Annotated in this window: 18 protein-coding genes; 10 read left to right on the top strand and 8 right to left on the bottom strand. The window is 73.0% G+C overall.

Going from position 1 to position 23,126, the window contains the following annotated elements; genetic code table 11:
- Nucleotides 1–840: 840 nt before the first annotated feature.
- The 4 genes from WG209_RS17505 (at nt 841) to WG209_RS17490 (ending at nt 5,764) form a co-directional block, all read left to right on the top strand.
- Entirely contained in the window at nt 841–2,475 is a 1,635-nt protein-coding gene (locus WG209_RS17505; RefSeq protein ID WP_337176367.1) for a thioredoxin domain-containing protein, read from the top strand.
- A gap of 187 nt (nt 2,476–2,662) precedes the next feature.
- Nucleotides 2,663–3,634, top strand: a complete 972-nt coding sequence (locus tag WG209_RS17500; protein WP_337176366.1) for a glycoside hydrolase family 43 protein — start codon at nt 2,663–2,665, stop codon at nt 3,632–3,634.
- A gap of 256 nt (nt 3,635–3,890) precedes the next feature.
- Nucleotides 3,891–5,414, top strand: a complete 1,524-nt coding sequence (locus tag WG209_RS17495; protein WP_337176365.1) for a M20/M25/M40 family metallo-hydrolase — start codon at nt 3,891–3,893, stop codon at nt 5,412–5,414.
- Nucleotides 5,415–5,521: 107 nt separating this feature from the next.
- A complete protein-coding gene (locus tag WG209_RS17490) occupies nt 5,522–5,764 on the top strand; it encodes a hypothetical protein (RefSeq protein WP_337176364.1) in 243 nt (80 codons plus the stop codon).
- Nucleotides 5,765–5,980: 216 nt separating this feature from the next.
- On the opposite strand, the gene WG209_RS17485 is transcribed toward WG209_RS17490, so the two are convergent.
- The 3 genes from WG209_RS17485 to surE all read right to left on the bottom strand — a co-directional run bounded on the left by WG209_RS17485 (nt 5,981) and on the right by surE (nt 8,341).
- Nucleotides 5,981–6,835 (bottom strand): serine/threonine-protein kinase, encoded by an 855-nt coding sequence (locus WG209_RS17485; protein ID WP_337176363.1) that lies wholly within the window; start codon nt 6,833–6,835, stop codon nt 5,981–5,983.
- A gap of 65 nt (nt 6,836–6,900) precedes the next feature.
- Nucleotides 6,901–7,482: an FKBP-type peptidyl-prolyl cis-trans isomerase gene (locus tag WG209_RS17480; protein ID WP_337176362.1), complete on the bottom strand. Its 582-nt coding sequence runs from the start codon at nt 7,480–7,482 to the stop codon at nt 6,901–6,903.
- 154 nt (nt 7,483–7,636) lie between these two features.
- Complete coding sequence (gene surE, locus WG209_RS17475) at nt 7,637–8,341, bottom strand: 5'/3'-nucleotidase SurE (RefSeq protein ID WP_337176361.1); 705 nt, start codon at nt 8,339–8,341, stop codon at nt 7,637–7,639.
- A gap of 144 nt (nt 8,342–8,485) precedes the next feature.
- Between surE and WG209_RS17470 the strand changes: the two genes are divergently transcribed.
- Complete coding sequence (locus WG209_RS17470; protein ID WP_337176360.1) at nt 8,486–8,977, top strand: hypothetical protein; 492 nt, start codon at nt 8,486–8,488, stop codon at nt 8,975–8,977.
- 20 nt (nt 8,978–8,997) lie between these two features.
- On the opposite strand, the gene WG209_RS17465 is transcribed toward WG209_RS17470, so the two are convergent.
- Entirely contained in the window at nt 8,998–9,618 is a 621-nt protein-coding gene (locus WG209_RS17465; protein WP_337176359.1) for a DUF1080 domain-containing protein, read from the bottom strand.
- 192 nt (nt 9,619–9,810) lie between these two features.
- Between WG209_RS17465 and hpnC the strand changes: the two genes are divergently transcribed.
- Genes hpnC through hpnE form a run of 3 tightly spaced genes read left to right on the top strand, consistent with a single transcriptional unit; the run spans nt 9,811 to nt 13,176 of the window.
- Complete coding sequence (gene hpnC / locus WG209_RS17460) at nt 9,811–10,767, top strand: squalene synthase HpnC (protein WP_337176358.1); 957 nt, start codon at nt 9,811–9,813, stop codon at nt 10,765–10,767.
- Complete coding sequence (locus WG209_RS17455) at nt 10,764–11,678, top strand: phytoene/squalene synthase family protein (protein WP_337176357.1); 915 nt, start codon at nt 10,764–10,766, stop codon at nt 11,676–11,678. Before hpnC ends, WG209_RS17455 begins: the two co-directional genes overlap by 4 nt.
- A 10-nt stretch (nt 11,679–11,688) precedes the next feature.
- Nucleotides 11,689–13,176 (top strand): hydroxysqualene dehydroxylase HpnE, encoded by a 1,488-nt coding sequence (hpnE, locus tag WG209_RS17450; RefSeq protein ID WP_337176356.1) that lies wholly within the window; start codon nt 11,689–11,691, stop codon nt 13,174–13,176.
- A gap of 18 nt (nt 13,177–13,194) precedes the next feature.
- On the opposite strand, the gene WG209_RS17445 is transcribed toward hpnE, so the two are convergent.
- Complete coding sequence (locus WG209_RS17445) at nt 13,195–14,739, bottom strand: thiamine phosphate synthase (protein WP_337176355.1); 1,545 nt, start codon at nt 14,737–14,739, stop codon at nt 13,195–13,197.
- A gap of 234 nt (nt 14,740–14,973) precedes the next feature.
- Here WG209_RS17445 and WG209_RS17440 point away from each other — a divergent pair, with 234 nt between their 5' ends.
- Together WG209_RS17440 and WG209_RS17435 are read left to right on the top strand one after the other, a co-directional pair.
- A complete protein-coding gene (locus WG209_RS17440; protein ID WP_337176368.1) occupies nt 14,974–15,513 on the top strand; it encodes a glutathione peroxidase in 540 nt (179 codons plus the stop codon).
- A 158-nt stretch (nt 15,514–15,671) separates the two neighbouring features.
- Nucleotides 15,672–16,232 carry a Uma2 family endonuclease gene (locus tag WG209_RS17435; protein ID WP_337176354.1) on the top strand — a complete coding sequence of 187 codons (561 nt, stop codon included), beginning with the start codon at nt 15,672–15,674 and terminating at the stop codon, nt 16,230–16,232.
- A 14-nt stretch (nt 16,233–16,246) separates the two neighbouring features.
- On the opposite strand, the gene WG209_RS17430 is transcribed toward WG209_RS17435, so the two are convergent.
- Genes WG209_RS17430 through WG209_RS17420 form a run of 3 tightly spaced genes read right to left on the bottom strand, consistent with a single transcriptional unit; the run spans nt 16,247 to nt 22,418 of the window.
- A complete protein-coding gene (locus WG209_RS17430) occupies nt 16,247–18,304 on the bottom strand; it encodes a hypothetical protein (RefSeq protein WP_337176353.1) in 2,058 nt (685 codons plus the stop codon).
- 47 nt (nt 18,305–18,351) lie between these two features.
- Nucleotides 18,352–19,224 carry a MotA/TolQ/ExbB proton channel family protein gene (locus tag WG209_RS17425; protein WP_337176352.1) on the bottom strand — a complete coding sequence of 291 codons (873 nt, stop codon included), beginning with the start codon at nt 19,222–19,224 and terminating at the stop codon, nt 18,352–18,354.
- A gap of 59 nt (nt 19,225–19,283) precedes the next feature.
- Nucleotides 19,284–22,418, bottom strand: coding sequence for a tetratricopeptide repeat protein (locus WG209_RS17420; RefSeq protein ID WP_337176351.1), 3,135 nt, complete (start codon nt 22,416–22,418; stop codon nt 19,284–19,286).
- Between the last annotated feature and the right edge of the window lie 708 nt (nt 22,419–23,126).

The following is a 23,126-nucleotide window of genomic DNA, read 5'->3' as shown; positions in this document are numbered from 1 at the left end:
CCCCCCCCCCCCCCCCCCCCCCCCACCACAAAAGACGCTCCGGCGGCCCCCGATCGCGCCCCCCCATCCGCCCCTCCGGAGCACCCTCTCCCACGAGGGGAGAAGGGGGGATGGGCTCCTCCTTGTCGATGTGCCCCATGGGGCGAGTCGTCCCCCACATCCGACGACCGCGAGGCGTGCCTCCTTTCGGGGCGGGGAGAGGCTCCTCGACGCGCCCGGATGCGCGGCGATCGAGATTCTAGAAAGGGCTCAAGAGTCCGGGGCGGAATCGCCGATATCTGCTCTGGTACTCCTGAGGCACCTCTAGTACAAGGGGCTCACCGCGGTGGACGCGACCCCCTCCGATCGCCGTATCCCCAGGGCGGGACGCCCGGGATGGTGGAGAGTCAGGGAGGGCGTGGACGGCGCGGGACTGTCGGCCGGACGGCTCGCGTCGTCGGCCTCGTCTCGCCGTGAACGGGACGGGGCCGTGATCGACCGAATCGACCCGGACGGCGGGACGCGGACGGCCATGAGGGTCGACCGCGGGGCCGACTTCGCGAGGCCCGCCGCCCAAGGAAGGTCCGGGGAAGCCCCCCGGCTCATCGCTCGCCACCTCGATGCTCACCCTCTTCTTTCGGCGCCGACGCCCCCGCAACGGGGCTCGGATCGTGCGCGCCGGGTGCCCGTCCACAAGACGGCGGCCGGACGGGCGACGCGGCCTTTTCTCTCGCGACGGACGGCCCGGACGCTAGCGTCGGCTTCGGTCGGCTCGCGCGTCGCGCTGCCGGTTCCGGGACCGGGCCCCCTTCGCGAGGCCCGGTCGGACGGACGCCCCCGAGGGAAAGGAGTCCTAGCGGCATGAAACTCGCACCTGTGCTGCTCCTGCTCGCCGGCGCCGCCCAGGCCGCGGCGGGGGAGCCCCAGCCCGTCCTGCTCGACTTCAACGCCGAATGGTGCGGCCCCTGCCGCCAGATGCGCCCCGCCGTCAAGGCGCTCATCGATAAAGACTACCCGGTCAAGTCGGTCGACATCGACCGCTCGCCCGACCTCGCCGAGAAGTACAACGTCCAGGCCGTCCCGACGTTCGTCGTCGTCGACGCCTCGGGCGCGGAACTCGCGCGTACCTCCGGCGCCCAGCCCGCCGGCAAGCTCGCCCGCTTCTACCTCCAGGCCCGCGACCAGGCCGCCGCCCGTCAGGCCGACCGCGGCGCCGAAGAGGGAGACGAGGAGCCCGAGGCCGAGGCCGAGGAACCTCCCGACGCCCGGCTCGTCGACGCCGAGCCCGACCAGGCCGCCGACGACGGGCTCACCGAGAGCGAGATCGCCGAGCGCAACGCCCGCAACCGCGCCGTCAACCCGAAGCCGTGGGAGACCGCCGTCCGGATCCGGGTCCACAACGGCAGCTCGATCGGCTTCGGCTCCGGGACGGTCATCCACAGCACGGACGAGCAGTCCCTGATCCTCACCTGCGCGCACATATTCAAGGCCGACAACGGGCGGAATTACCCGCCGTCGAAGTTCCCGAACAAGATCACCGTCGACCTGTTCGACGGCAAGCTCAAGGGCCGGAACGGCGACCAGCTCTCCTGCGTCGAGGAGGGGATCCCCGGCAAGGCCGTCGACTACGACTTCGCCACCGACGTCGGCCTGATCGTCATCCGGCCCGGCCGGCGGCTCCCGGCCTCGCGCGTGGTGCCGCCCCACTTCGACCCGAAGAAGCGCATGCACATGTACACGGTCGGCTGCTCCGAGGGGGCCGACGCGACCATGTGGGAGACCGTCATCACCCGGCCGCCGACGCGGCTCCTCAAGGGGAATGACGAGCACCTGGCGATCGAGTGCGTCCGGGCCCCGAAGCAGGGCCGGTCCGGCGGCGGCCTCTACACCGACAACGGCTTCGTCGCGGGCGTCTGCAACTTCGCCGAGCCGCAGGGCAACCGCGGCCTCTACGCCGCCCCCGAGTCGATCTATCGGCTGCTCGACCGCAACAAGCTGGCGGCGCTCTACGCGCCGCCGTCGCTGGACGGCTCCGGCACGCTGATGGCGGACAACTCCCGGCCCGGCCGCAGCATCCGCGGCCAGTCGCCCGAGCCGGACAGCCGGCGGCAGCCGTCGGCGCGTGGCGGCGGGCTCTCGGTCCCCGAGCCGTCGATCGTCGGCATCCGCCTGGAGCCGCTGGAGCCGAGCGACCCCCGCCGGCCCCAGGTCCAGGCCGCCAGCAGCCGCGCCGGCGGCGACCGCGTCGCCTGGGCCGCGCCCCGGTCCGCCCGGCCCGCCGAGGGGATCCCCCACCTCGCCGCCCAGCAGACCGACCTCGACCTGGACCGCGACGACTCCCCCTTCCCGCCCCAGGACTTCGACGAGGACGAAGAAGGCGACGACGTCCCGACCGGCGCCGTCAACGAGGAGGATGTCGCCCCCGCGACCCGCAAGCCGGCCGCGGCCCCCTCCGGCGGCTCCCCCGGCTGGCGTCCCGTCGGCAACCCCCGCTGACGCCACGACCGATCCCGATCGACGCCGAGGCCGGCGCGTCCCCCACCCGGGACGCGCCGGCCTCGGCGCGCGCCTGGCTTGTTTTCCGACGCCCGGCCTGCTCGATTGGAGGCCTGGATCCGTCGTCGGCCCCGCGACGACCGGGCGCGGCACGCTCGCGCGTCGGGGGGCCCGAGGCCGACTCGCCATGAACCGCCCTGTCCCGCCATCGTTCGCGCTCTCGCTCGCGCTCGCCTCCCTCGCGGTCATCCTCACCCGCCCCGCCCTCGCGGCCGATCCCGCAGTCCCCCCGGGGCAGGCGCTCGTCTTCACGTCGTTCCGCGGCAACGGCGACGACGGCCTGCACCTGGCGACCAGCCGCGACGGCTACAAGTGGACGGCGCTGAACGGCGATCGGCCCGTCTTCCAGCCGAAGGTGGGCGGCGGCCTGGTGCGCGACCCGGACATCGCCCGTGGCCCCGACGGCACCTTCCACATGGTCTGGACGACGGGGTGGACCCACTCGGCGATCGGTTACGCCTCGTCCAAGGATCTGATCCACTGGTCCGAGGCCCGCCAGATCGACGTGATGAAGGGCGAGAACGCCCGCAACGTCTGGGCGCCGGAACTCTTCCACGACGAGGCGGAGGGCCGCTTCCTGATCTTCTGGGCCTCCACCATCCCCGGCCGTTTCCCCGAGACCGAGGCCGCCGGCGACGACGGCTACAATCACCGGACCTACGTCACGACGACGAAGGACTTCCAGGCCTTCACGCCGACGAAGCTGTTTTACGACCCGGGCTTCAACTCGATCGACTCGACCATCGTCCGCGATGGCGACCGCTTCGCGATGTTCATCAAGGACGAGACCCGCACGCCCCCCGCGAAGAACATCCGCGTCGCCTTCGCCGACGCTCCGATCGGCCCCTACGGGCCCCCCTCCCCGCCGATCACCGGCGACTACTGGGCGGAAGGCCCCTCGGCGATCAAGCTGGGCGACCGCTGGTTCGTCTACTTCGACAAGTACGTCGACCACCGCTACGGCCTGGTCACCTCCCCCGACCTCGTCAACTGGACCGACGAATCCGACCGCGTCTCCTTCCCGCCCGACTTCCGCCACGGCTCGGTCCTCCTCGTCCCCGAGGCCGTCCTCGCCGGCCTGGAGGCGCTCGAGCGATGACGCGATCGACGGTCTTCCCCCCTGGAGGGGGAAGACAGACCGCGAAGCGGTCAGATGAGGGGGAGCCCGCCCGCGGGGCTTCGGAAATCGGGATCTTCGGGCAGGCCGACGGCCCCGGAAGGCCCCTTCGAACTCCGGGAGGCGTCGCGCTCGCCCCCCCTCATCCGGCCCTCCGGGCCACCTTCCCCCTCCGGGGGGGAAGGGCGTTATGTCTGCAAATCTCGAAATATCGATCATCGTTCGACAGGAACCCCGCATGAGACGTCCGACGCTGTTCGCACTCGCCCTCGCCGTCGCCCTGCTGATTCCTCCCGTAGCCCAGGGCCAGGCGCCCGTCGATGCCCCCTCGCTCGAACCGCCGGCGGAGGCGCTGGCGACGATCACCGGCCGGGAGATCGGCGCGCACGTCGGCTTCCTCGCGTCGGACCTCCTCCGGGGCCGCGAGGCCGGCACGGTCGACGCCCGGCTAGCGGCCGAGTACCTGGCGTCGGCCCTGGCGGGGATGGGCGCCGAGCCGATGGGGGACCATATCCACGGCGGGAAGCGGTCCTACTATCAGTGCTTCATGCTGGAGCGGACCATGCCCGAATCCGGCGGGGCCGAGCTGACGCTGACGATCGTCCACGGGCCGGGGCGTCGGAAGATCGCCTGCGAGCTGGGCGCCGACTACACGTACTTCCCCGGCAACGTCGCCGCCGGCGAGGTCGAGGCCCCGGCCGTCTTCGTCGGCCTCGGGCGCGTCGACGCGGAGAACAAGATCGACGACTACGCCGGCAAGCACGTGAAGGGCTCTTTCGTCCTCGCCCATCGCGGCGACCAGGCCGCCCAGGTCCGCGCCGCGCGGGAGAAGGGCGCGCTCGGCTTGATCCTGATCGCCCCGCCTCCGCCGGGCGTGCCGTCGGTCGTCACGCCGCGGCAGATGGGGTTTGACCGCCCCCGCCTCACGCTCGGCCCCGCGCCCGTCGAGATCCCCGCCGTGACGCTCGTCGCGCCGCTGGGCCAGAGGCTCGTCGAGGCGCTCGGCCTCTCCGCGCCGGAAGCCTCGCCCCCGACCGCCGACGGCGGCACCCTGCACGCGCGCTTCGCCCACTCCGCCCGCCGCGAGCCCATCGAGGACCGCAACGTCGTCGGCTTCTTCCCCGGCTCCGACCCGGAGAAGGCGAAGGAGGTGATCGTCTACAGCGCCCACTACGACCACGAGGGGGTCGACGATCGCGGCGAGATCTACAACGGCGCCGACGACAACGCCAGCGGCACCAGCGGCCTGCTGGAGGTCGCCCAGGCGTTCGCCGCCGCGCCCCGCCCGGCGCGGAGCGTCCTGTTCCTGTGGGTCTCCGCCGAGGAGAAGGGGCTGCTCGGCAGCAAGTGGTACGCCGACCGCCCCACCCTCCCCGACGGCGCGCGGATCGTCGCCAACATCAACCTCGACATGATCGGCCGCAACGACCCGGCCAAGATCGGCGCGACCCCCTCGCCCGACCTGCCCGACCACAACACGCTGGTCGTCGACGCCGCCGAGGCCACCAAGGCCGAGGGCCTGGAGATGCTGTTCGACACCGACCAGTTCTACGGCCGGACCGACAGCTACAACTTCGCCGCCAAGGGGATCCCGGTCATCTTCTTCTTCGCCGGGCTGCACGACGACTACCACAAGCCGACCGACGACGCCGAGAAGATCGACGCCGAGAAGGCCGCCCGCGTCGCCCGCGCCGCGTTCCGGCTCGGCTGGAAGGCCGCGCAGTCCCCCGAACCGCCGCGCAAGATCGAGCGTCAGCCCTGAGTCCGGCACGGCCGTCGCCTATGCCTATATAATGGAAGACGACGACGCCTCGCGACGCGGCGACCCCGCGGCCTCGCGAGGCGCGAGCCCGAGAGCCGGAGGGGACGATGACGAAGCCGAATCGATCGCAGCGATATCAGTTGATCGACGCCGAGGGGGTGGAGCTGGCCCACGGGGATTCGATCGAGTACATCCGGGGCGTGGTCGCCGACCTCAGGACCGGCGTCTACACGATCCAGGAAGTCGCCGCCGACCCCCTGGGCCACGCCCACAACGTCCGCCGATGGGGCTCCATCAGCCGCCTCGAGGACGGCACCGTCGTCGTCAACGAGGACGACGCCACCGCTTGAGCCGGCGCCTCCCCGACGCGGGCCGCGCGGAGGCCGAGCCCGCCGGGGGACGCCCGCGTCATAATCATGAAGAGGGATGTCGGCCCGGTGCCGTCTCCCCTCCCCCCGGGCCGTCTGCCCGGCGAGAGAGCGGCGGCACGCTTCACGCTCGACGAGTTGGGGGGCGGGAGAGGGATTGCCCCGAGGACGACGAGCGGGCCAGGGACCCGGCGGGGCTCAGTCTTCCTCGTCGGCGCCGCGGAGTTCGACCTCTTCCAGGCCCATCTCCTTGATGACCGCGGAGAGGGTCTCGCGGATCTCGAACATGCCGGCGGGGCGCTTCTCGGGGTTGAGTTGCAGGCAGGAGAGGACCAGGTTGTTGAGCTTGGAGAGGACGCGGGGGTTGATCTTGTTGACGGCGGTCAGCTTGCGCTCGACGCCGGCGCGGGGGATGTCGGGCTGGGCGTATCGGCCCGTGAACATGCGGTACATGGTCGCGCCGAGGTTGTAGATGTCGGTCCGCTCGTTGACGACCTTCTCGGACGCCTGCTCGGGCGCGATGTACTGCGGGGTCCCCTGCACGCGGTTCTTGTCGACGCCGCGGACCCAGGCGGTGCCGAAGTCGATCAGCTTCACCTGGCCGTTCTTGGTGAGCATGATGTTCGACGGCTTCAGGTCGCCGTGGTAGACCCCCCGGCGGTGCATGTGGGCCATCGCCGAGGCGACCTGGGAGAACATCAGGACGAGCTGGCTCAGCTCCGGCGCCTCGATCTCGTCCAGGGTCTTGCCGTCGACCAGCTCCATCAGCAGGTCGGCCCCGACGACCCGGAACCACGACTTCTTCATCTTCAAGTCGTAGATCCGGGCGATCGCCGGATGGTTGAGCTTCTGGGCGGCCTCGTACTCGGTGCGGAGCTGGTCGATGTAGATGTCGTCCTCGGGCTCGTGCTTGCGGACGGTCTTCAGCGCGTATCTCTTGCCGCCGTTCTTGTCGGCGATCTGGAGGATCGTGCTGCCGGCCCCCTCCCCCAGGGTGTTGACCACCCGATACTTCATCCCCGACAGCGTGGGCGTGGTCGACGCGCTTGCCATGCTCTGCCTCGTGGTGGTGATTCCGACTCGGTCGCTCGCGGGGTCTCGGGGCCGGGCGCGTCGGCTTACTTGACGCCCATCAGCTCGACTTCGAACGTGAGCGTGGAATTGGGGGGGATCTCCCCCTTCCGTTGGCCGCCGTAGCCCATGTCCGGCGGGATGACCAGCTTGCGGATCTCGCCGACCTTCATGCCGGGGATGCCGTGCTCCCAGCCCTTGATGAGGCCGCCGCTGCCGAGGGTGAACTCCGCGGGGCTCCCACGCTTGCGGCTAGAGTCGAAGACCGTGCCGTCGTCGAGCGTGCCGACGTAGTGGACCACGGCCACCCGGCCCGACCTCACCTCGTCGCCCGTCCCCTCCTTCACCGTCTCATAGGTCACGCCCCCGTCCAGCGTCTTCGTCTCGCCGATCGCCGTCGGCGGCGCGGGGGGGAAGGGCTCCTTGGCGTCGCCCGAGGTCGACCTGGCGACGGCCGTGGCCGACTCGCCGAGGGCCTGGGCGACGTTGTCCTCGTCGACCTTGCGGATCGGCGTCGCCCCCGGGGGCATGACCGGGCCGATCTGCAGGTCGTTCGGATCCCCGCACCCCCAGGCCATGGCCAGAGAAAGCGACGTCGAGCACGCGACTCCCAGCAACCCTCGCCTCATCGGATCGTTCTCCCGCGGATCGGACTTCGATGGAATAATCGTGAAGGATGGCGCGAAAAAGATCGCCGGCGCGGCCGGGCCTCGGCCGTCGCCACGACGATTATGCCACGCGCGCGAAGGGCTAGGCCAGACCTCAACCCCTCGCCGTTCCAGGTTACCCGGCGGGCGGGTCGGCGTCGAAAAGCCGGATCAGGCTGACCGCGATCCGGCCCGCGAAACACTCCGACACGTCGGTCCCCTCGCGGCGCGGGCGGCCCTGGTAGTCGCCGCGGTAGAGAGACCGCTCGCCGTCGACCTCGTAGCGAAGCTCCAGCGGCGAGGGGTCGACGGGGCAGAAGACGACCTCGGGGTCCGGGGCGTCGTCCGGCGGATGGGGCAGGTTGACGTTCCAGAACGTCCCCGGCGTCCAGGGGCGGGCGATCAGGTCTGCCAGCAGGGGCGCGGCCCATCGCGAGGCGCGGGCCCAGTCGATCGGCCGTCCCCGCGCGATGTAGTGGGAGATCGCGATGCCCGGCACGCCGTGGATGACGGCCTCGCGCACCGCGGCGACGGTCCCGGAGTGGAAGACGTCCACGCCCAGGTTCCCCCCGGCGTTGATCCCGGAGAGGACCCACGCGTGGCCGGGCGCCAGGTGGTGCAGCGCCAGGCGGACGCAGTCGGCCGGGGTGCCGGAGACCGCGACGACCTCGCCGGCGTGGGTCGTGGCGACCAGCGGATGGTGCGTTGTGACCCGGTGGCCGCAGCCCGATTCGGGCTCCAGCGGCGCGACCACCCGCGCGGGGCCCAGCCCGGCGACCGCCTCGCGGAGCGCGGCCAGCCCGGGGGCGTCGTAACCGTCGTCGTTCGTCAGCACCAGCATCCCATCGCCCTCCCGACCCCCCAGGATGGCCGAACGGGCCGGGCCGTGTCAAACAGGGGCGAGATCCGTTTGGCGCGCCCGCGAGGCGTGATACAGTAATCGCTGGAAACCGACCGCCCGCCCCAGGACGCCAGCGACATCCGCATGGACCCCAACCCGCCCCGCACCAGGCCCGCGCGCCAGCGCGGGGGAGCCGACGCGGCGTCGGCGCCCGCCGTCGAGATCCGACGGCCCGCGCGCCACCCCAGCCGCTTCGAGATCCCCGTCTCCGCGATCGCGCCCCTGTTCCGCGCCCGGCTCGCCCGCGTCTACCGCTGCCGGGTCGACTTCGACCTGGACATCGGCGCCCGGCCCACGGCCCGCGTCCTGGGGGGCTACTACCGCTCGCGACGGCTGGTCCGCGTCTACGCGAACGACCGCGACGAGGGCCGGCGCCCGCTGGAGGAGCTGTTCGACACCTTCCTCCACGAGGTCGCCCATCACCTTGAATACACCGAGCCGGACAGCTTCTCCGCGACGGCCTGCGGGCGCGTCCCCGGGCGCATGCACAGCCGGCTCTTCTGGCGGATCCTCGGCGAGCTGAAATACCGCTGGATCTGCATCCAGGACCGGCCCGCCGACGCCGAGGATTCCTGACGCCGGCGGGCCGATTTCGGTCAGTGCAGCTCCTGGATGACCACGTCCTTGAAGCGGACCTCCATCGCCGGGCCGGTGTGGACCTGGAACGCGATGATCCCCTCGTCCGGGAACTCCTCGTCGGTGCGATCGATCACGGTCGTCCCGTTGATGGCGATCGTCAGCCGCTTCCCCTTGAAAGTGATGTCGAAGTCGTTCCAGTCCCCCTTGCGGATCAGCTTCTCGGCCTTCTCCGGCGGGTACTGCTCCAGGATGCCGCGGCCCCCCTCGTCGTACAGCAGGCCCCAGTAGCCCTCGGCGGCGTCGGCCTGCGGGCCGGTCACCACGCCCTCGCCCTTCGCCTGGCTGCGCACCTGGATCCCGGAGTTGTGGTTGCGGAGCTTCACCTTCACCTTTAGGTTGAAGTCCTTGTAGCTCTCCTCCGAGGCGAGGAACTGGTTCTTCTTGAGGTTCCCCTCCGTCCGGCCGACGATCTCGCCGTCCTCGACCGTGAACAGCGACGCGTCGGGGGGCGACACCCAGCCCGAGAGATCCTTGCCGTTGAAGAGGGCGACGGGCTCGTGGCCCAGGGCCGTCGGGGCCTGGATGGCGAGGGCCGCGGCCAAAACGGCCGACAGGCCGATCGTCGTCGGGATGCGCATGGGTCGTTCTCCGTGGGAGGGGATCGGATGATCGCGGCCGATCCGGGGACGGCCGGCGAGGTCGGGCCGATTGTCACGGGCACGCCCGGCGCGGTCAATGGACAGCCCCCCGGCTGGCGGGATCCGGGGCGGGGCTGTAGAATCGGGGCCCCGGCCGCGCGAGCCGGCCCCACGAGGCGGAGCGACCACGGCATGACCTTCGAGACGGACCTCCGGCGATTCGGCCCACCGGCCCTCGAAGCCCTCTCGCTCCGGGACTCCCTGGACTACTGCGCCCGGCTGACGGCCTCGCACTACGAGAACTTCAGCGTCGTCACCTGGCTCACCCCCCGCGAGCATCGCCCCGCGTTCCGGTCGATCTACGCCTTCTGCCGATGGTCCGACGACCTGGGCGACGAGGTCGGCGACCCCGCCCGCTCCCGCGAACTCCTCGCCTGGTGGCGCGGCGAGCTGGACGCCATGTTCGACGGCCGCGCCCGGCACCCCGTCATGGTCGCCCTCCGCGAGACCGTCGAGAAATACGCCATCCCGCGCGAGCCGTTTCACGACCTCATCGACGCCTTCGTCCAGGACCAGGAGGTCGCCGAGTACGAGACCTTCGACCAGCTCCTGGACTATTGCGCGCGGTCGGCCGACCCCGTGGGGCGGCTGGTGCTCCGCGTCGCCGGCGCCCACGACGAGGAAAACGCCCGGCTCTCCGACAAGACCTGCACGGCGCTGCAACTGGCGAACTTCTGGCAGGACGTCTCGCGCGACCTCGACATCGGTCGGCTCTACCTCCCCCGCGAGGACCGCGACCGCTTCGGCGTCCGCGAGGAAGACCTGCGGGCGAGGCGCTTCACCCCCGAGTTCGCCTCCCTGCTCCGCTTCCAGGTCGGGCGCACGCGCGAGCTGTTCGAGGCCGGCCGCCCGCTCGTCGGCCGCATCCCGCCGGCCTTCGCCGTGGACGTCGACCTCTTTTCGCGCGGGGGGCTGGCGATCCTGGACCGGATCGAGGCTCGCGGATACGACGTCCTGACCGCTCGGCCGTCGCTGGGCAAGGTTGCCAAGGCGCGGTTGCTGGCTCGGGCGCTGTTCGGTCTGGCGAAGGCCCGCTGGTCGTCCGGCCGCGAGGCCCATCGCCCCGAGCCCGCGGAGGCCCGGCCGTGACCACCGTCGCGCTCGCGGAGAGCCATCGGTTCTGCGGCGAGGTCTCCCGCCGCGAGGCCCGCAACTTTTACCACGCCTTCCGCCTCCTGCCGGCCGACCGTCGCCGCTCGATGTGCGCCCTCTACGCCTTCATGCGGCGCTCCGACGACCTCGCCGACGACGACGCCCCGGGCGTCGACAAGGCGAGGGCGCTCGCCGAATGGCGCGCCGAACTCGACGCCGCGCTCGAGGGCCGCGCGACATCCTGGCCCGGCTTCCCCGCCCTGGTCGACACCGTCCGGCGCGCCTCCATCCCCCCCGCCCTGCTCCACGAGGTGCTCGACGGCGTCGAGATGGACCTGACGCCCCGCCGCTTCGCCGACTTCGACGAGCTGGCCGGCTACTGCCGGCGGGTGGCGTCGGCCGTCGGGCTCTGCTGCATTCACATCTGGGGGTACGAGTCCGACAACGGCCGCGTCGAGCGGCTGGCCGACCGCTGCGGCCTGGCGCTCCAGCTCACGAACATCCTCCGCGACGTGGCCGAGGACCGCCGCAACGGCCGCGTCTACTTCCCCCAGGCCGACCTCGACCGCTTCGGCGTCGCCGACGCCGACCTCGACGCCCCCCACGTCGGCCCGGCGCTCCGGCGGCTGCTGGAGGAGTACGCGGCGCGGGCCTACCGTTGCTACGACGACGCCGCCGCGCTGGTCCCGCTGGTCGCGCCGGTCGGCCGCCCGGTCCTCCTGACGATCAAGGGGATCTATCGGGCGCTGCTGGACGAGATCGTCCGGCGCGACTACGACGTGCTGGCCGGGCGCGCCTCCGTCTCGAAGCGGCGGAAGGTGCTCATCGCCCTGCGGTCGCTCCCCTCGCGATGGCTCGGGCCGGGCGTCGCGGCGGCCGGGGCCCGCGAACGCGACCTGGTGTCGTGAGGCGGGCCCGATGAGTCGCCACCCCGCCCCCCCCATGCCCCGCGTCGTCATCGTCGGCGGCGGCCTCGCCGGGCTGGCGACGGCCGCGACGCTCGTCGACCGCGGCCTGCGCGTCACCCTGCTGGAGAGTCGCCCCCGCCTCGGCGGCCGGGCCGCCTCGTTCACCGACCCCGCGACCGGCGAGCTGGTCGACAACTGCCAGCACGTCAGCATGGCCTGCTGCACGAACCTGGCGGATTTCTGCCGCCGCGTGGGGATCGCCGACCTGTTCCGCCGCGAGCCCGCCGTGACGTTCCTCGGCCCCGACGGCCGGACCTCGACCCTCAAGGCCGGCCTCGCCCCCGCGCCGTTCCACCTCGGGGCGAGCTTCCTGCGGTCGAACTACCTGGGCTGGCGCGACAAGCTGCGGGTCGCCCACGGCATGGCCCGGCTGGCGCTCGACGCGGAGGGGAGGCCCGGCGAGAGTTTCGCCGATTGGCTCTGGCGCAACGGCCAGAACACGCGGACGATCCACCTGTTCTGGGCCACGGTCCTCGTCTCGGCCCTCAATGGCCGGCTGGATCGGATGGACTTCGCCATGGCCCGGAAGGTCTTCGTCGACGGCTTCCTCGCCAACCGCGAGGGCTTCCAGATGGAGATCCCCGCCGCGCCGCTGGGGGAACTATACGGGCTGCGGCTGGAGACGTGGCTGCGCGACCGCGGCGTCGACGTCCGGCTGACCGCCGGCGTCCGCTCGATCGACGCCGACGAGGACGGCGACCTCCGGGGCGTCACGCTCCGCGACGGCGGGGCGATCGACGCCGATTTCGTCGTGGTCGCCGTCCCGTTCGATCGCGTCCGCGGCCTCCTCTCCCCCGCGCTCCGCGAGCGGACGCCGGGGCTCGACGCGATCGCCGCGATGGAGCCCTCGCCGATCACCGGCATCCATCTGTGGTTCGACCGCCCCGTCTGCCCGTTCGACCACGTCGTCGCCCCGGGTCGGCTGCTCGACTGGGTCTTCAACCACACCCGCATCCAGGGCCGCGAGCCGAAGGGGGGCGGCGAGTACCTCCAGGTGGTCGTTAGCGCCTCGCACGACCTCGCGTGGATGAACAAGGAGGCGGCGCGCGACGTGATCCTCGGCGAGCTGGCCGAGATGTGGCCCGCGGCGCGCGAGGCGAAGCTGACGCGCTGGTGGGTCGTCACCGAGCACGCCGCGACCTTCGCGCCGACCCCCGGCGTCGACGCGATCCGCCCCCCCCAGCGCACCCCCGTCGACGGCCTGTACCTCGCCGGCGACTGGACCGACACCGAGTGGCCCGCGACGATGGAGGGGGCCGTCCGGAGCGGCTACCTGGCCTCGCGGGGGATCCTGGAGGACCTCGACCGCCCGGAGCGCCTCCTCGTCGCCGACCTCCCCGCGGGCCGACTCGCCGCCCGCCTGCTGAGGCGACTCCCCCCCCCGCCCCGCTTCCGCCCCGACTTCGAGGAGATGGCCCCGGACTTCGGCCGGGGCTGATCGGTCGCGGGGGCGTGGTCATCCGACGGCGTCGAGCGCGGCGCGGAGGGCGGCGGCGGCGACGCGCGGGCGCTCGGCCCTGACGATCGCGGCGCTGACGGCGATCCGCGACGCGCCGGCCTCCAGCACGCGATCGACATTCGACTCGTCGATGCCGCCGATGGCGAACCACGGCAGCTTGGTCGAGTCGGCGACCGTTCGGACGTATCCCAGCCCGGCCAGCTCGGGCTCGTCGAAGTCCTTGGTCGCGCTGGGGAACACCGGGCCGACGCCCAGGTAGCCCGCGCCGGCGACCACGGCCGCGTCGACCTGCGCCGGCTCGTGGGTGGAGACGCCGATCACCATGTTCGGCCCGACGATCCGGCGGGCGTCGCGGACGGTCACGTCGTCTTGTCCGAGGTGGACGCCGTCGGCGCCGGCGAGCCGGGCCAGGTCGGGGCGGTCGTTCATGATGAACCGCGCGCCGGCCTGGGCGGTGAGGATTCGGACCTCGCGGGCGCGGGTCAGCAGCTCGCGGTCGGGGAGGTTCTTCTCGCGGAGCTGGACGACGTCGGCGCCGCCGGCCAGCGCCTCGCCGACGATCCAGGTCAGGTCGCCCAGCGTGGGGAGCCCGCCCACCAGCAGCATCAGCCGGCGGTCGTCCAGCGTCCGGTACGCCTGGACGGCCGTCATCATCAGCTTTTCGAGCGTGTAGACGTCGTACCGCAGGACCTCGAACCGGCCGGCGATCCAGACGTCGACGAGCTTGCCGTACTCCTCCAGCGACCGCAGCGCCTCGGCGGCGCGCTTGAAGTTGGCGGCGAGGACCGCGCGGGGGTTCTCGCGGACCTGCTCCGATCGGGTCATGATGTGCGCGCCGACGTCCTCGCGGACGTCGCGCGAGGCGATCAGCAGGTCGGGGTCGAAGCCGCGGAGGGTCTCCGCCAGGCGGTGGCGGACCTCCTTCAGCCGGCGGGTCAGGCCGGGGTCGTCCAGGGCGAACCGGGCGTAGTCCTCGGCCACGCGCAGGCCCTCGCGGGCGCGGTTGGCGGAGGCGTCGAGCACCCGGGCGATGTCCACGGAGCGGACGGCGTCGGAGAGATCCAGCGGCGGGCCTTCCAGCGGGGGGAGGGGTTCGGGCTCCTCCTCGCGGGTGAGCAGGTCGCGGAGGCCGTCCAGGTCCAGCCCTGCGTCGCGCAGGGCGGCGAGGGCGTCGCCCGCCTCGACGAGCAGGCCGGCGAGCAGGTGCTCGGTGCCGACGCTCGCCTTGCGGCCGTCGACCCGGGCGCGGGCGGTCGCCTCGCCGAGCACGGACCGCATCGACCGAGACTGCGGGGCCTCCGGCGCCTCCGCGACCTTCGCTCCCTCAGCGGCGGCCGAGGGGGAGGCGACGCCGAGCGCCCGGTGGACGCCTTCGGGCTCCAGGCCGAACTCGGCGACCAACTCCGCGGCGCGGGACTCGGGCTCGTCGACCAGGGCGGCGATCAGGTCGGCGGGCTCCACCGCGGCGGCCCCGCGCGCGACCGCCCGGCCGGCGGCTCGATCCAGGGCGCGCCGGGCGCCCGGCGTCAGCGTCTCTTCCATCGCGTCCTCGACTCCCGCCGCGGGCGGAACCTCCGGCGGCCGAAAGGTTAAACTGTTGCTCGACGGCCCTTGCAAATCGCATGCGGCGGGCCCAAGATGAACGGCATCGAATTCGCAGCCGGGCTCCGCCGCGACCCCCGCCGGGCCCCCCAAGATCGTCACCACCTGGAGAGGACCACCACCGTGCCCGGACGAATCCTCCTCGCTCTCTCGTTCCTGCCCGCGCTCGGCCTGCTGACGCTCCTCGCGGCCCCCGCCGTCGGCGGCGACGAGAAGCCCCCCGCCTCGGTCCTCGACTTCACGATGAAGGACATCGACGGCGCCGAGGTCCCGCTGTCCAAGTATCGGGGCAAGGTGCTCCTGGTCGTGAACACGGCCAGCCAGTGCGGCCTCACCCCGCAGTACGAGGGCCTGGAAGCCCTCTACGAGAAGTATAAGGGCCAGGGCCTGGAAGTGCTCGCCTTCCCCGCCAACGAGTTCGGGGCGCAGGAGCCGGGGACGAACGAGCAGATCAAGGAATTCTGCTCGACCAGGTACAACGTGAGCTTCCCGCTCTTCTCCAAGATCGTCGTCAAGGGCGAGGGCATCGACCCGCTCTACGCCTTCCTGACCAGCGAGTCCACCAACCCCGGACACGCCGGCGAGATCAAGTGGAACTTCGCCAAGTTCCTCGTCGGCCGCGACGGCGAGGTCATCGCCCGCTTCGACCCCAAGACCGCCCCCGAGTCCGAGGAAGTCGTCTCAGCCGTCGAGAAGGCCCTCGCCGAGAAGTGAGCCGGCCGGCCCTCGGCCGCCGATCGAGCAACCCCCGAACCGCCCCGGACGCCGCGTCCAGGGGCGGTTCGTCGTTTCGAAGCCCGCCGCGCTGGACGACCTTTCCCCCGGGCGAGACAATGAAGGGGCCGAGACCACGAGGCGAAGGAGGATCCGCGATGGCGACCGTCGACCGGCAAGCCAGCCTACTCACGGCCGAGGAGTTCGCGAAGCGGCCCGACTCGGGCATGGCCGAGGAACTGGTGCGAGGGGTCGTCGTCATGCCTCCGCCGCCGGGATTCAGGCATGGTTTCGTCTGTGCAAGACTCGCCAAGCTGCTTGCGATACACGTGGACGATAACGACCTCGGCCGCGTTCTGGGCAACGACGCCGGGGTGGTGACGGAGCGGGGGCCGGACACGGTGCGAGGGCCGGACGTGTCGTATTACAGCTATGCGCGCGTCCCGAAGGGTCGCGAGCCGGTCGGCTACGCCGCGACGCCCCCCGACTTGGCCTGCGAGGTCATCTCCCCAAGCGATCGCTGGAAGGACGTGATGGAGAAGGTGGGCGAGTACCTGAAGGCCGGGGTGCTGGCCGTGGTGGTCCTGGACCCGGACAAGCGGACGGCGCATGTCGTCCAGGTAGACCGCCCGCCGGTCGCGCTGGGCCCGGACGACGTCCTGCGGCTGGAGCCGATCCTACCTGGCTTCGAGGTCGTCGTCGGCCAATTGTTCGCCTGAAACCCCGGCGGCGCTCAGCGGAGGTTGGGGGCTTCCAGCGGCGGGGCGGGGTCGGGGAGTTCGTCGTCCTCGTCGAAGTGCTCGGGGAGGCTGGGCTCGTCGTAGAGGCGGAGGTAGCGGTAGTAGACCTCGAGCGTCAGGGTGGCGAGCGCGGTGCAGTAGATCCGGCCGCCGCGGGCGCCGTAGATGCTTTCGTCGGGGTCCCAGCTCCCGGCCATGTGGCCGCCGGTGCGTTGCAGCGTGACGACGCGGTCGCGCAGGCGGCCGTTCCACTCGGCCCAGGGGCGGCCGCCGTGCTGGTACATGGCCAGAGTGCCGTAGTACCAGTAATAGACGTTCGTCTCCCCGCGGTCGGATTCGTGTTCGAGGAGGTGAGCGGCGGCCTCCGCGCTGGCGGGGCCGGGGCCGCCGAGGCCGAGGAACTGGCGGCAGGCCCAGGCCTCGGCCGTCATGGTGGGGGTCACCTTGTCGACGGGCTGATACCTCGCCAGGCCGCCGGACTCGCCGTCGGAGACCCGCTCGAGCCAGGTCGCGGCGCCGCGCTCCAGCGAGTCCTGCTCGGGGATCGGCAGGCCCGACTCGCGGGCCGACTTCAGCGCCATGACGACCCAGCCGAGGACGCTGGTGTCGCCGATCGCCGCGCCCGGCGCGTAGCGCCACGACTGGCCGTCGCGGGCGCGCGAGCGGGCCAGGAAGGCGACGGCACGCTCGGCGGGGCCGCAGAGGCGCTCGTCCAGCGACAGCGCGTACCCCTCGCACAGAGCCAGCGTCGCCATGGCGTGGCAGTACAGGCCGACGGTGTTGCTCGCGCCGCGGAGGTCGCCGTCGGGCTTCTGCTGGCGGAGCAGGAAGGTGAGGCCGCGTGCGACCACGCGGGCGTACTTCCCCTCCTTGTGGGTGTAGCCCGCGCCCAGGTAGGTGAGCAGGGCCAGCCCGGTCAGGCCGGTGTCGGCTTCCCAGTAGGCGCACTCGCCTTCGCAGACGTCCCCCTCGGGGCAGTGGACGGTGTAGTCGTCGTCCCCTTCCACGGCCTCGCCGTCGGCGTAGCGGGCGGTGCCGCCGTCCCAGCGGCCGTCGTCGTCCTGATGCCGGGCCAGCCAGTCGAGCGCCCGCTCGACGGCCAGCTCGCTCGCCCGGCTCGCCCCGGCGCTCACGGCGCGGGCGGATCGATCGGCCTCGATCCGCGGGCGGTACATCTCCGGGACCTCGGTGATCGGGCCGATCGGCCGCGACGACCGGGACAGGTCCGCCAGCGCCGGCGCGGGGGTCTCGACCGGCGTCGGGCGGATCGTCGCGACGGCCAGCGGCGGCGGCTCCACCTTCGGCGCCTCCGCGACGACCCGCGGCGACGGCTCCGCTCCCCGGCCGGGCCGCGCCGGCCGCAGGCGGGCGTCGGCGATGGGGACGCTCGGCCTCGGCGCCTCGGCCCGGGAGGGCTCGGGCGCGGCGGGCTCGGGGGCTTCGAGCGTGGCGTCGACGACCGCCTCGATCGGCCCCGGCGGCGCGGCGAGCGGCGAGGGGGTCGCGTCGAGCGGAGTCGCCGCCGGCTCGGGGGGAGGCGGCTCCGGGACGGCCGGGGCGTTGGTCGTCGCGGCGGCCAGCGTCGGGGCATCAAGGCGGGGAGGCTCCGGGACGGCCGGACGCGACGACGGATCGGCCTCGGGTCGCTCCGTCGCGTGCCGTCCCGAGGTCGGCGCGACGGGCCGGTCCAGGCGGTCGATCGCCGCGACGCCGGCGCGCCGGCCCGCCCCCTCGGCCGCGCCGAACGGCCGAGATTGGAGGTCCCCCGCGGCGGTCTCGACGACCGGCGTGACGCGGACCCGGCGCTCGGCCTTCTCCTGGTCGCGGCCGGGGTCGAGCGCCCGCATCATCGCCGGGACGCTCCCGCCGCCGACCAAAAGCGCGGCGTGCGCGGCGACGGAGAGGGCCAGGCACTGGCGGATCGCGTTGCGCGACCCCCAGCTCACCCAGACCAGGATCGCCGCCGCCATCAGGGCCAGCGCCCCCAGCGCCCACGCGCCGAGGTCGGCCTTCAGCAGCATCAGGAACGATTCCAGGTCCAGTCCGGTCATGGGCTCCGCCTCCTCCCTGCCAGCATAGCCGAAGGCGGGGGCGGGGGTCACGCCCCCACGGAAGGCTCGTCGCGACGCGCCCGCGGCGACGAGACGCGGACGGGCGCCGCCACGACCGGCCCGCGCGGCTCGCCGATGCGGATGTGCGGCGCCGGCGCGGCCGCCGGCAGCGTCGGCGCGGCGACGGCCGTGGTCATCGCGACGGCGTCGATCGTCTCGGCGCCCAGGCGGTCGAGCATCCCCCCCAGGCGCTCCACGCGCGTCGCCAGGACGTCGTTCAGGGCCATCGAGACGACCCCCAGGCCCACGCCGCAGGCCAGCGGCCCCAGCGCGTCCGCCAGCGACGCCGACGCGATCGGCCCGTCGCCCGCGAGCCTCAGCAGCCGCTGGGCCATCAGCAGCGAGCCGAACAGCCCGATCAGCGGGGCGAGCGCCGCGATCCTCCGGAGCGTCCCGACGTTCCGCCGCAGTTGCTCCGACTCCCAGCGGTGCGCCAGGTCGACGGCCCGCTCCAGCTCCGTCGCCGGGCGTCCCCAGCGCCGCACCGCCGCCAGGGCGACCCGCGCCGCCGGGCTGGGGTGCATCTCGCAGTAGTCGAGCGCCTGGCCGCCGTCGAGCTTGCCGGCGTGCAGCCGGTCCACGAACCGGACGAGGAAGTCGTTCGGCACGACGGCCCGCCGACGCAGCCGGAACAGCCGCTCCGCCGTCGCGCACGCGCCGAGCGCCGCGCACGCCGCGAGCCCGCCCCAGGCCATGCGCTCGCCGGCCGGCGTCCGCTCGTACCAGACCAGGATCCCGCTCGCGACCCGCGCCGCGCGGCGCTGGGCCTCGACCGCCAGGTCGCCCCGCGGTTCCTCCGCGACGGCCGCCCCGCCCATCAGCGACGCCCCGATCAGGGCCGCCGCGATACGTCGAATCATGGTCATGAATGGCATCCTTTCCGTGTCGACATGCGAGCGTTCGCGCCGGCGATCGCCCCTCACGGCGTCGCCCCGCGCGCGGCCTGGATCTTCTCCCGGCGGTCGCGGGCCTCGTCGGCGTGGGGGTCGTCGGGCAGGTCGGCGATGATCCTTTGATAGGTCTCGGCGGCCTCCTCGGGGCGGCCGAGACGCTCGTAGACCTTGCCGGCCTCCAGGAGAGCGGCGGCCCGTCGGCGGGGGGCGTCGGGGTAGAGGACGTCGACCTGGAGGAACTCGCGGAGGGCCTGGAGGAACTGCTCCTCGTGGAAGAACGTCTCCCCGCGCATGAGCTGCGCCTGGGCGGCCAGGTCGCCGGACTTGCGCGAGTCGATGACCGCCTGGAACGCGGCGCGGGCCTCGTCGAGCCGGCCGAGGCCCATCAGGGCGCGGCCGCGCGCGAACTCGACCGGGTCGCGGGCGGCCGGGTCGGCGATCGTGGGCTTCAGGGCGTCGGCGGCGTCGAGCGCGTCCCGCCATCGCCTCAGCCCCAGGAGGGACTGGAGGCGGCGTTCCCTCGCCAGGTCGACCAGCCCGGGCGGGTCGTCGGGCGATCCCGGCGCGGCGATCAGCTCGGCCAGAAGCTTCTCGGCGGCCTCGAACTGGTCCTGCCGCAGCGCCACCTCGGCGCGGAGCAATCGGGCCTCGCGGGCGCGGGGGCTCTGGGGAGCCTCGGCGAGCAGGCGGTCGAACGTCGCGGCGGCGGCGGGGAGGTCGTCCAGCTCGAATCGCGACCGGGCCAGGCGGTACAGGACGCCGGGGGCGAGCCGCTCCGGGAGCTTCGGGGCGTCGGGGGCGGCGTCGACCATCGGGGCGAGCAGCTTGACGACCTCCGCGTAGTCCTTGCGCTCATTGGCCGATTCCGCGAGGTTGAACCGGGCGTCGGCGGCGAGGGGGCTGGCGGGGAACTCTCCGAGCAGCCGGGCGAAGACCTTGTCGGACTCGGCGACCTCGCCGGCGTCCAGCAGGTCCCAGCCGCGATCGGCGAGGATCGCGTCGACCGACTGGCCGGCCGCCTCCAGCCGCGCGCGGGCCTCGTCGCTTTCCAGCAGCCGGCCGAGCACGTCGGCGGCCTCCTTCGGCTTCTCCTTCGACAGCAGGCGGGCGCGGTCGAGCGCGGCGAACAGGGCGACGTCCGCCTTCGGGTCGCGGGATTCGACCCCCTCGTAGGCGGAGAGGGCCGCGGCCACGTCGCCGCTCGCCTCCACGGCCCGCGCCCGCTCGTAGGCGAGCGCGGCGGCCCGGGAGTCGTCGACCTCGCGGGCGAGGACGGCGTCGAACGCCTTCGCGGCGCCGGCGGCGTCCCCCTGCTTCGCCAGGGCCCGCGCCAGGCCGAGTTCCGCGCGTTCCTTGAGGTCGGCGGGGAGGTTCGCGTCGGTCGACTCGGCGAGCGGGCGGAACTGCGCGACGGCCCCCGGCCAGGCGCCGGCCCCGGCGAGCGCCTCGGCCAGCCGCAGCCGCGCCGGCGGCAGCGCGGGGCTCCCCGGCGACTTCGCGTCCAGCCGGCCGATCGCCTCGGCCGCCTCGGCGAGCTGGTCCTGGGCCACCCGCGCCGCGGCCAGGTTGGCGAGCGCGTGGTCGGCGAGCGGGCCGTCGGGGGCGGCCTCCAGCGCCCGCTCGAACTCGGCGGCGGCCTCGGCGAATCGTCCGGCGTCCAGGCGCGACCGGCCTAGCAGGAACGCCGCGTCGGCCGCCGTCTTGATGTTCTTCGACCCCGCCAGCGCCGCGAGCATCGCGTCGGCCCGATCGGCCTTGCCGACGGCGCTGTAAGCGGCGGCCAGCTCGTAGCGGGCGGCGTCGACGACCTCGGGCGCGGCGTCGGGTGGCCTGGAACCGTCCCCGATCAGTTTCTCCAGCGCGGCGACCGCGGCGTCGTGCCGGCCGACGGCGGCTTCGGACTTGCCCAGGGTCAGCAGCGCCGCCGGGACGAGCTTGCCCCCCGCGTCGGCCTCGATCACCTTCCGCGCGGCGTCGGCCGCGGCGTCGTGGTCGCCGGCCTTCTCGGCGAGCCGGGCCGCCTCGAGCAGGGCGTCGTCGGCCCACGGGTCGGCCGGATGGTCGGTCGCGAGCTTGAGGAACCGAGCCCGGGCGTCCTCGTCGCGCCCCAGGGCGCGGAGGGCTTCCGCCGATCGGTACAACAACGCGGGGCCCAGCGCCGAGCCCCCCGCGCGGGGCAGGACCGCCTCCAGGGTCCGCAGCGCGTCCTCGGGGCGGTCGCGGCGCAGGTCGATGCCGGCGAGTTCCAGGCCTGCCTCGACCGACGCCTGTTCGGCCGGGTCGGCGGCGATCGGCGCGAGCAGCTCGGCCGCCTCGTCGAGCCGGTCGAGCCGCGTCAACGCCTGGCCGCGCCGCAGGCGGGCCTCGCCCTGGACGGGGCCGGGGCCGACCTTCGCCAGCGCCTCGGCCGCCGCCTCGAACCGCCCCGCGGCCAGCTCGATCTTGCCGACCTGGAGGCGGGCCTTGTCGACCCAGTCGGGCGACTCGCGACGGATCAGGTCATCGAGGACTTCCAGCGCCGCGGGGCCTTCGCCGGTCGCGGCGAGAGACCGCGCCAGCCCGTAGCGGGCGCGGTCGGCCAGCCTGGCCTCGGGGAAACGCTTCAACGACCGCTCATAGGCCGCGCGGGCCCCGGCCGGGTCGTCCAGGGCGAGCCGGACGTCCCCCAGGTAGGTCCACGCGGTCTCCAGGTTGGGGTGGTCGGCCGGGTCGGACGTGAACTTCTCCAGGGCCTCGCGGGCCGCCGGGAGGTCCCCCAGCATGTACGAGAGTTCGCCCACCCGATACCACGCGGCCCGCGCGCGGGGATGGTCGGGGGCCTTGTCGAGGAACTCGCGGAACGCCTCGCGCGACCCCTGGTACTCGCCCCCGAGCAGCCGCGCGCTGGCCAGGCCGAAGCGGGCGTCGTCGCCGTGGGGCGGGCGAGGATCCGACTCCAGGAAGCGGGCGTATTCCTCCGCCGCCATGTCGTACTTCCGCTGCCGGAACAGGCCGTGCGCGAACCGCAGGCCGTCCGGCATCCGGGGGGGCTCGGCCCCCTCCTGCCCCGCGGCCATCCCGGCCGCGACCAGCGCGAACACCAGCGCCGTCGCCGCGCGAGCGGGCCGTCGCCGCTCGCGGGCCGCGTTCCACGCATCCTGGTTCGACACGAGAGAGATCAATCGACCCTCCCGCCCCGCGTGTCGGATCCTTCCAACGGTCGGGGCCCTTCCCTGCGTATATGAATTCGAGGCGGCAAAGTCGCCCTGGTCGCGAACGCCTTCCCGCCCCGCTTGAATATCCTGGCCGCCAGAAGATCGCGGATCGGCCCGGTCGCCCTCCGCGTCCCGCCCAGCCCAACCCTCCCATGGCATCCCGCATGGACCCCACGCCGGGGGCGGTCGAGCCCTCTCGATTGGAATCGACATGCTAGACTCTCGGCAACAGGTTCGTCGCCGGACTTCTCCGAGGCCCGGGGCGCGAAGACCTGGTGGGAAGGATTCGACGGCCCGGCCGCCTTCGGAATCGGCGTGGATTTTGCAGGCGTTGCAATCGACGCAATGTGACGGGGCGGCGTGGATTCTCGATATTCTCTCGCAAGAGATTCTAGACATGGCGTCAGAGTCTCTGTATCCTCCTAAGAATCCGCAAAGCTCCCAGGGTGCGCAGTTGGTCGACTGGTCCGGCCATGAATGACGATCGGCCGCCTTCTCGACCGGTCTCACCACCGGGAGATGGTTGATTCGACCCCCCGATCCGGTATCCGTGGAGATTGCAACAATGTTGAGCGCTCGGTTGTTCGGCGCGACGGCTGTCGCCCTCGCGGCCTCGACGGCCTATGCCCAGGTTCCGTCCAAGCAGACCCCCACGCCGCAGGCCCCCGCCAAGGT

The sequence above is a fragment of the Paludisphaera sp. genome (assembly GCF_037189885.1).
GTDB lineage: Bacteria > Planctomycetota > Planctomycetia > Isosphaerales > Isosphaeraceae > Paludisphaera.
The sequence above is the reverse complement of the archived record's forward strand: the minus strand, read 5'-3'. Positions and strand labels throughout refer to the sequence as shown.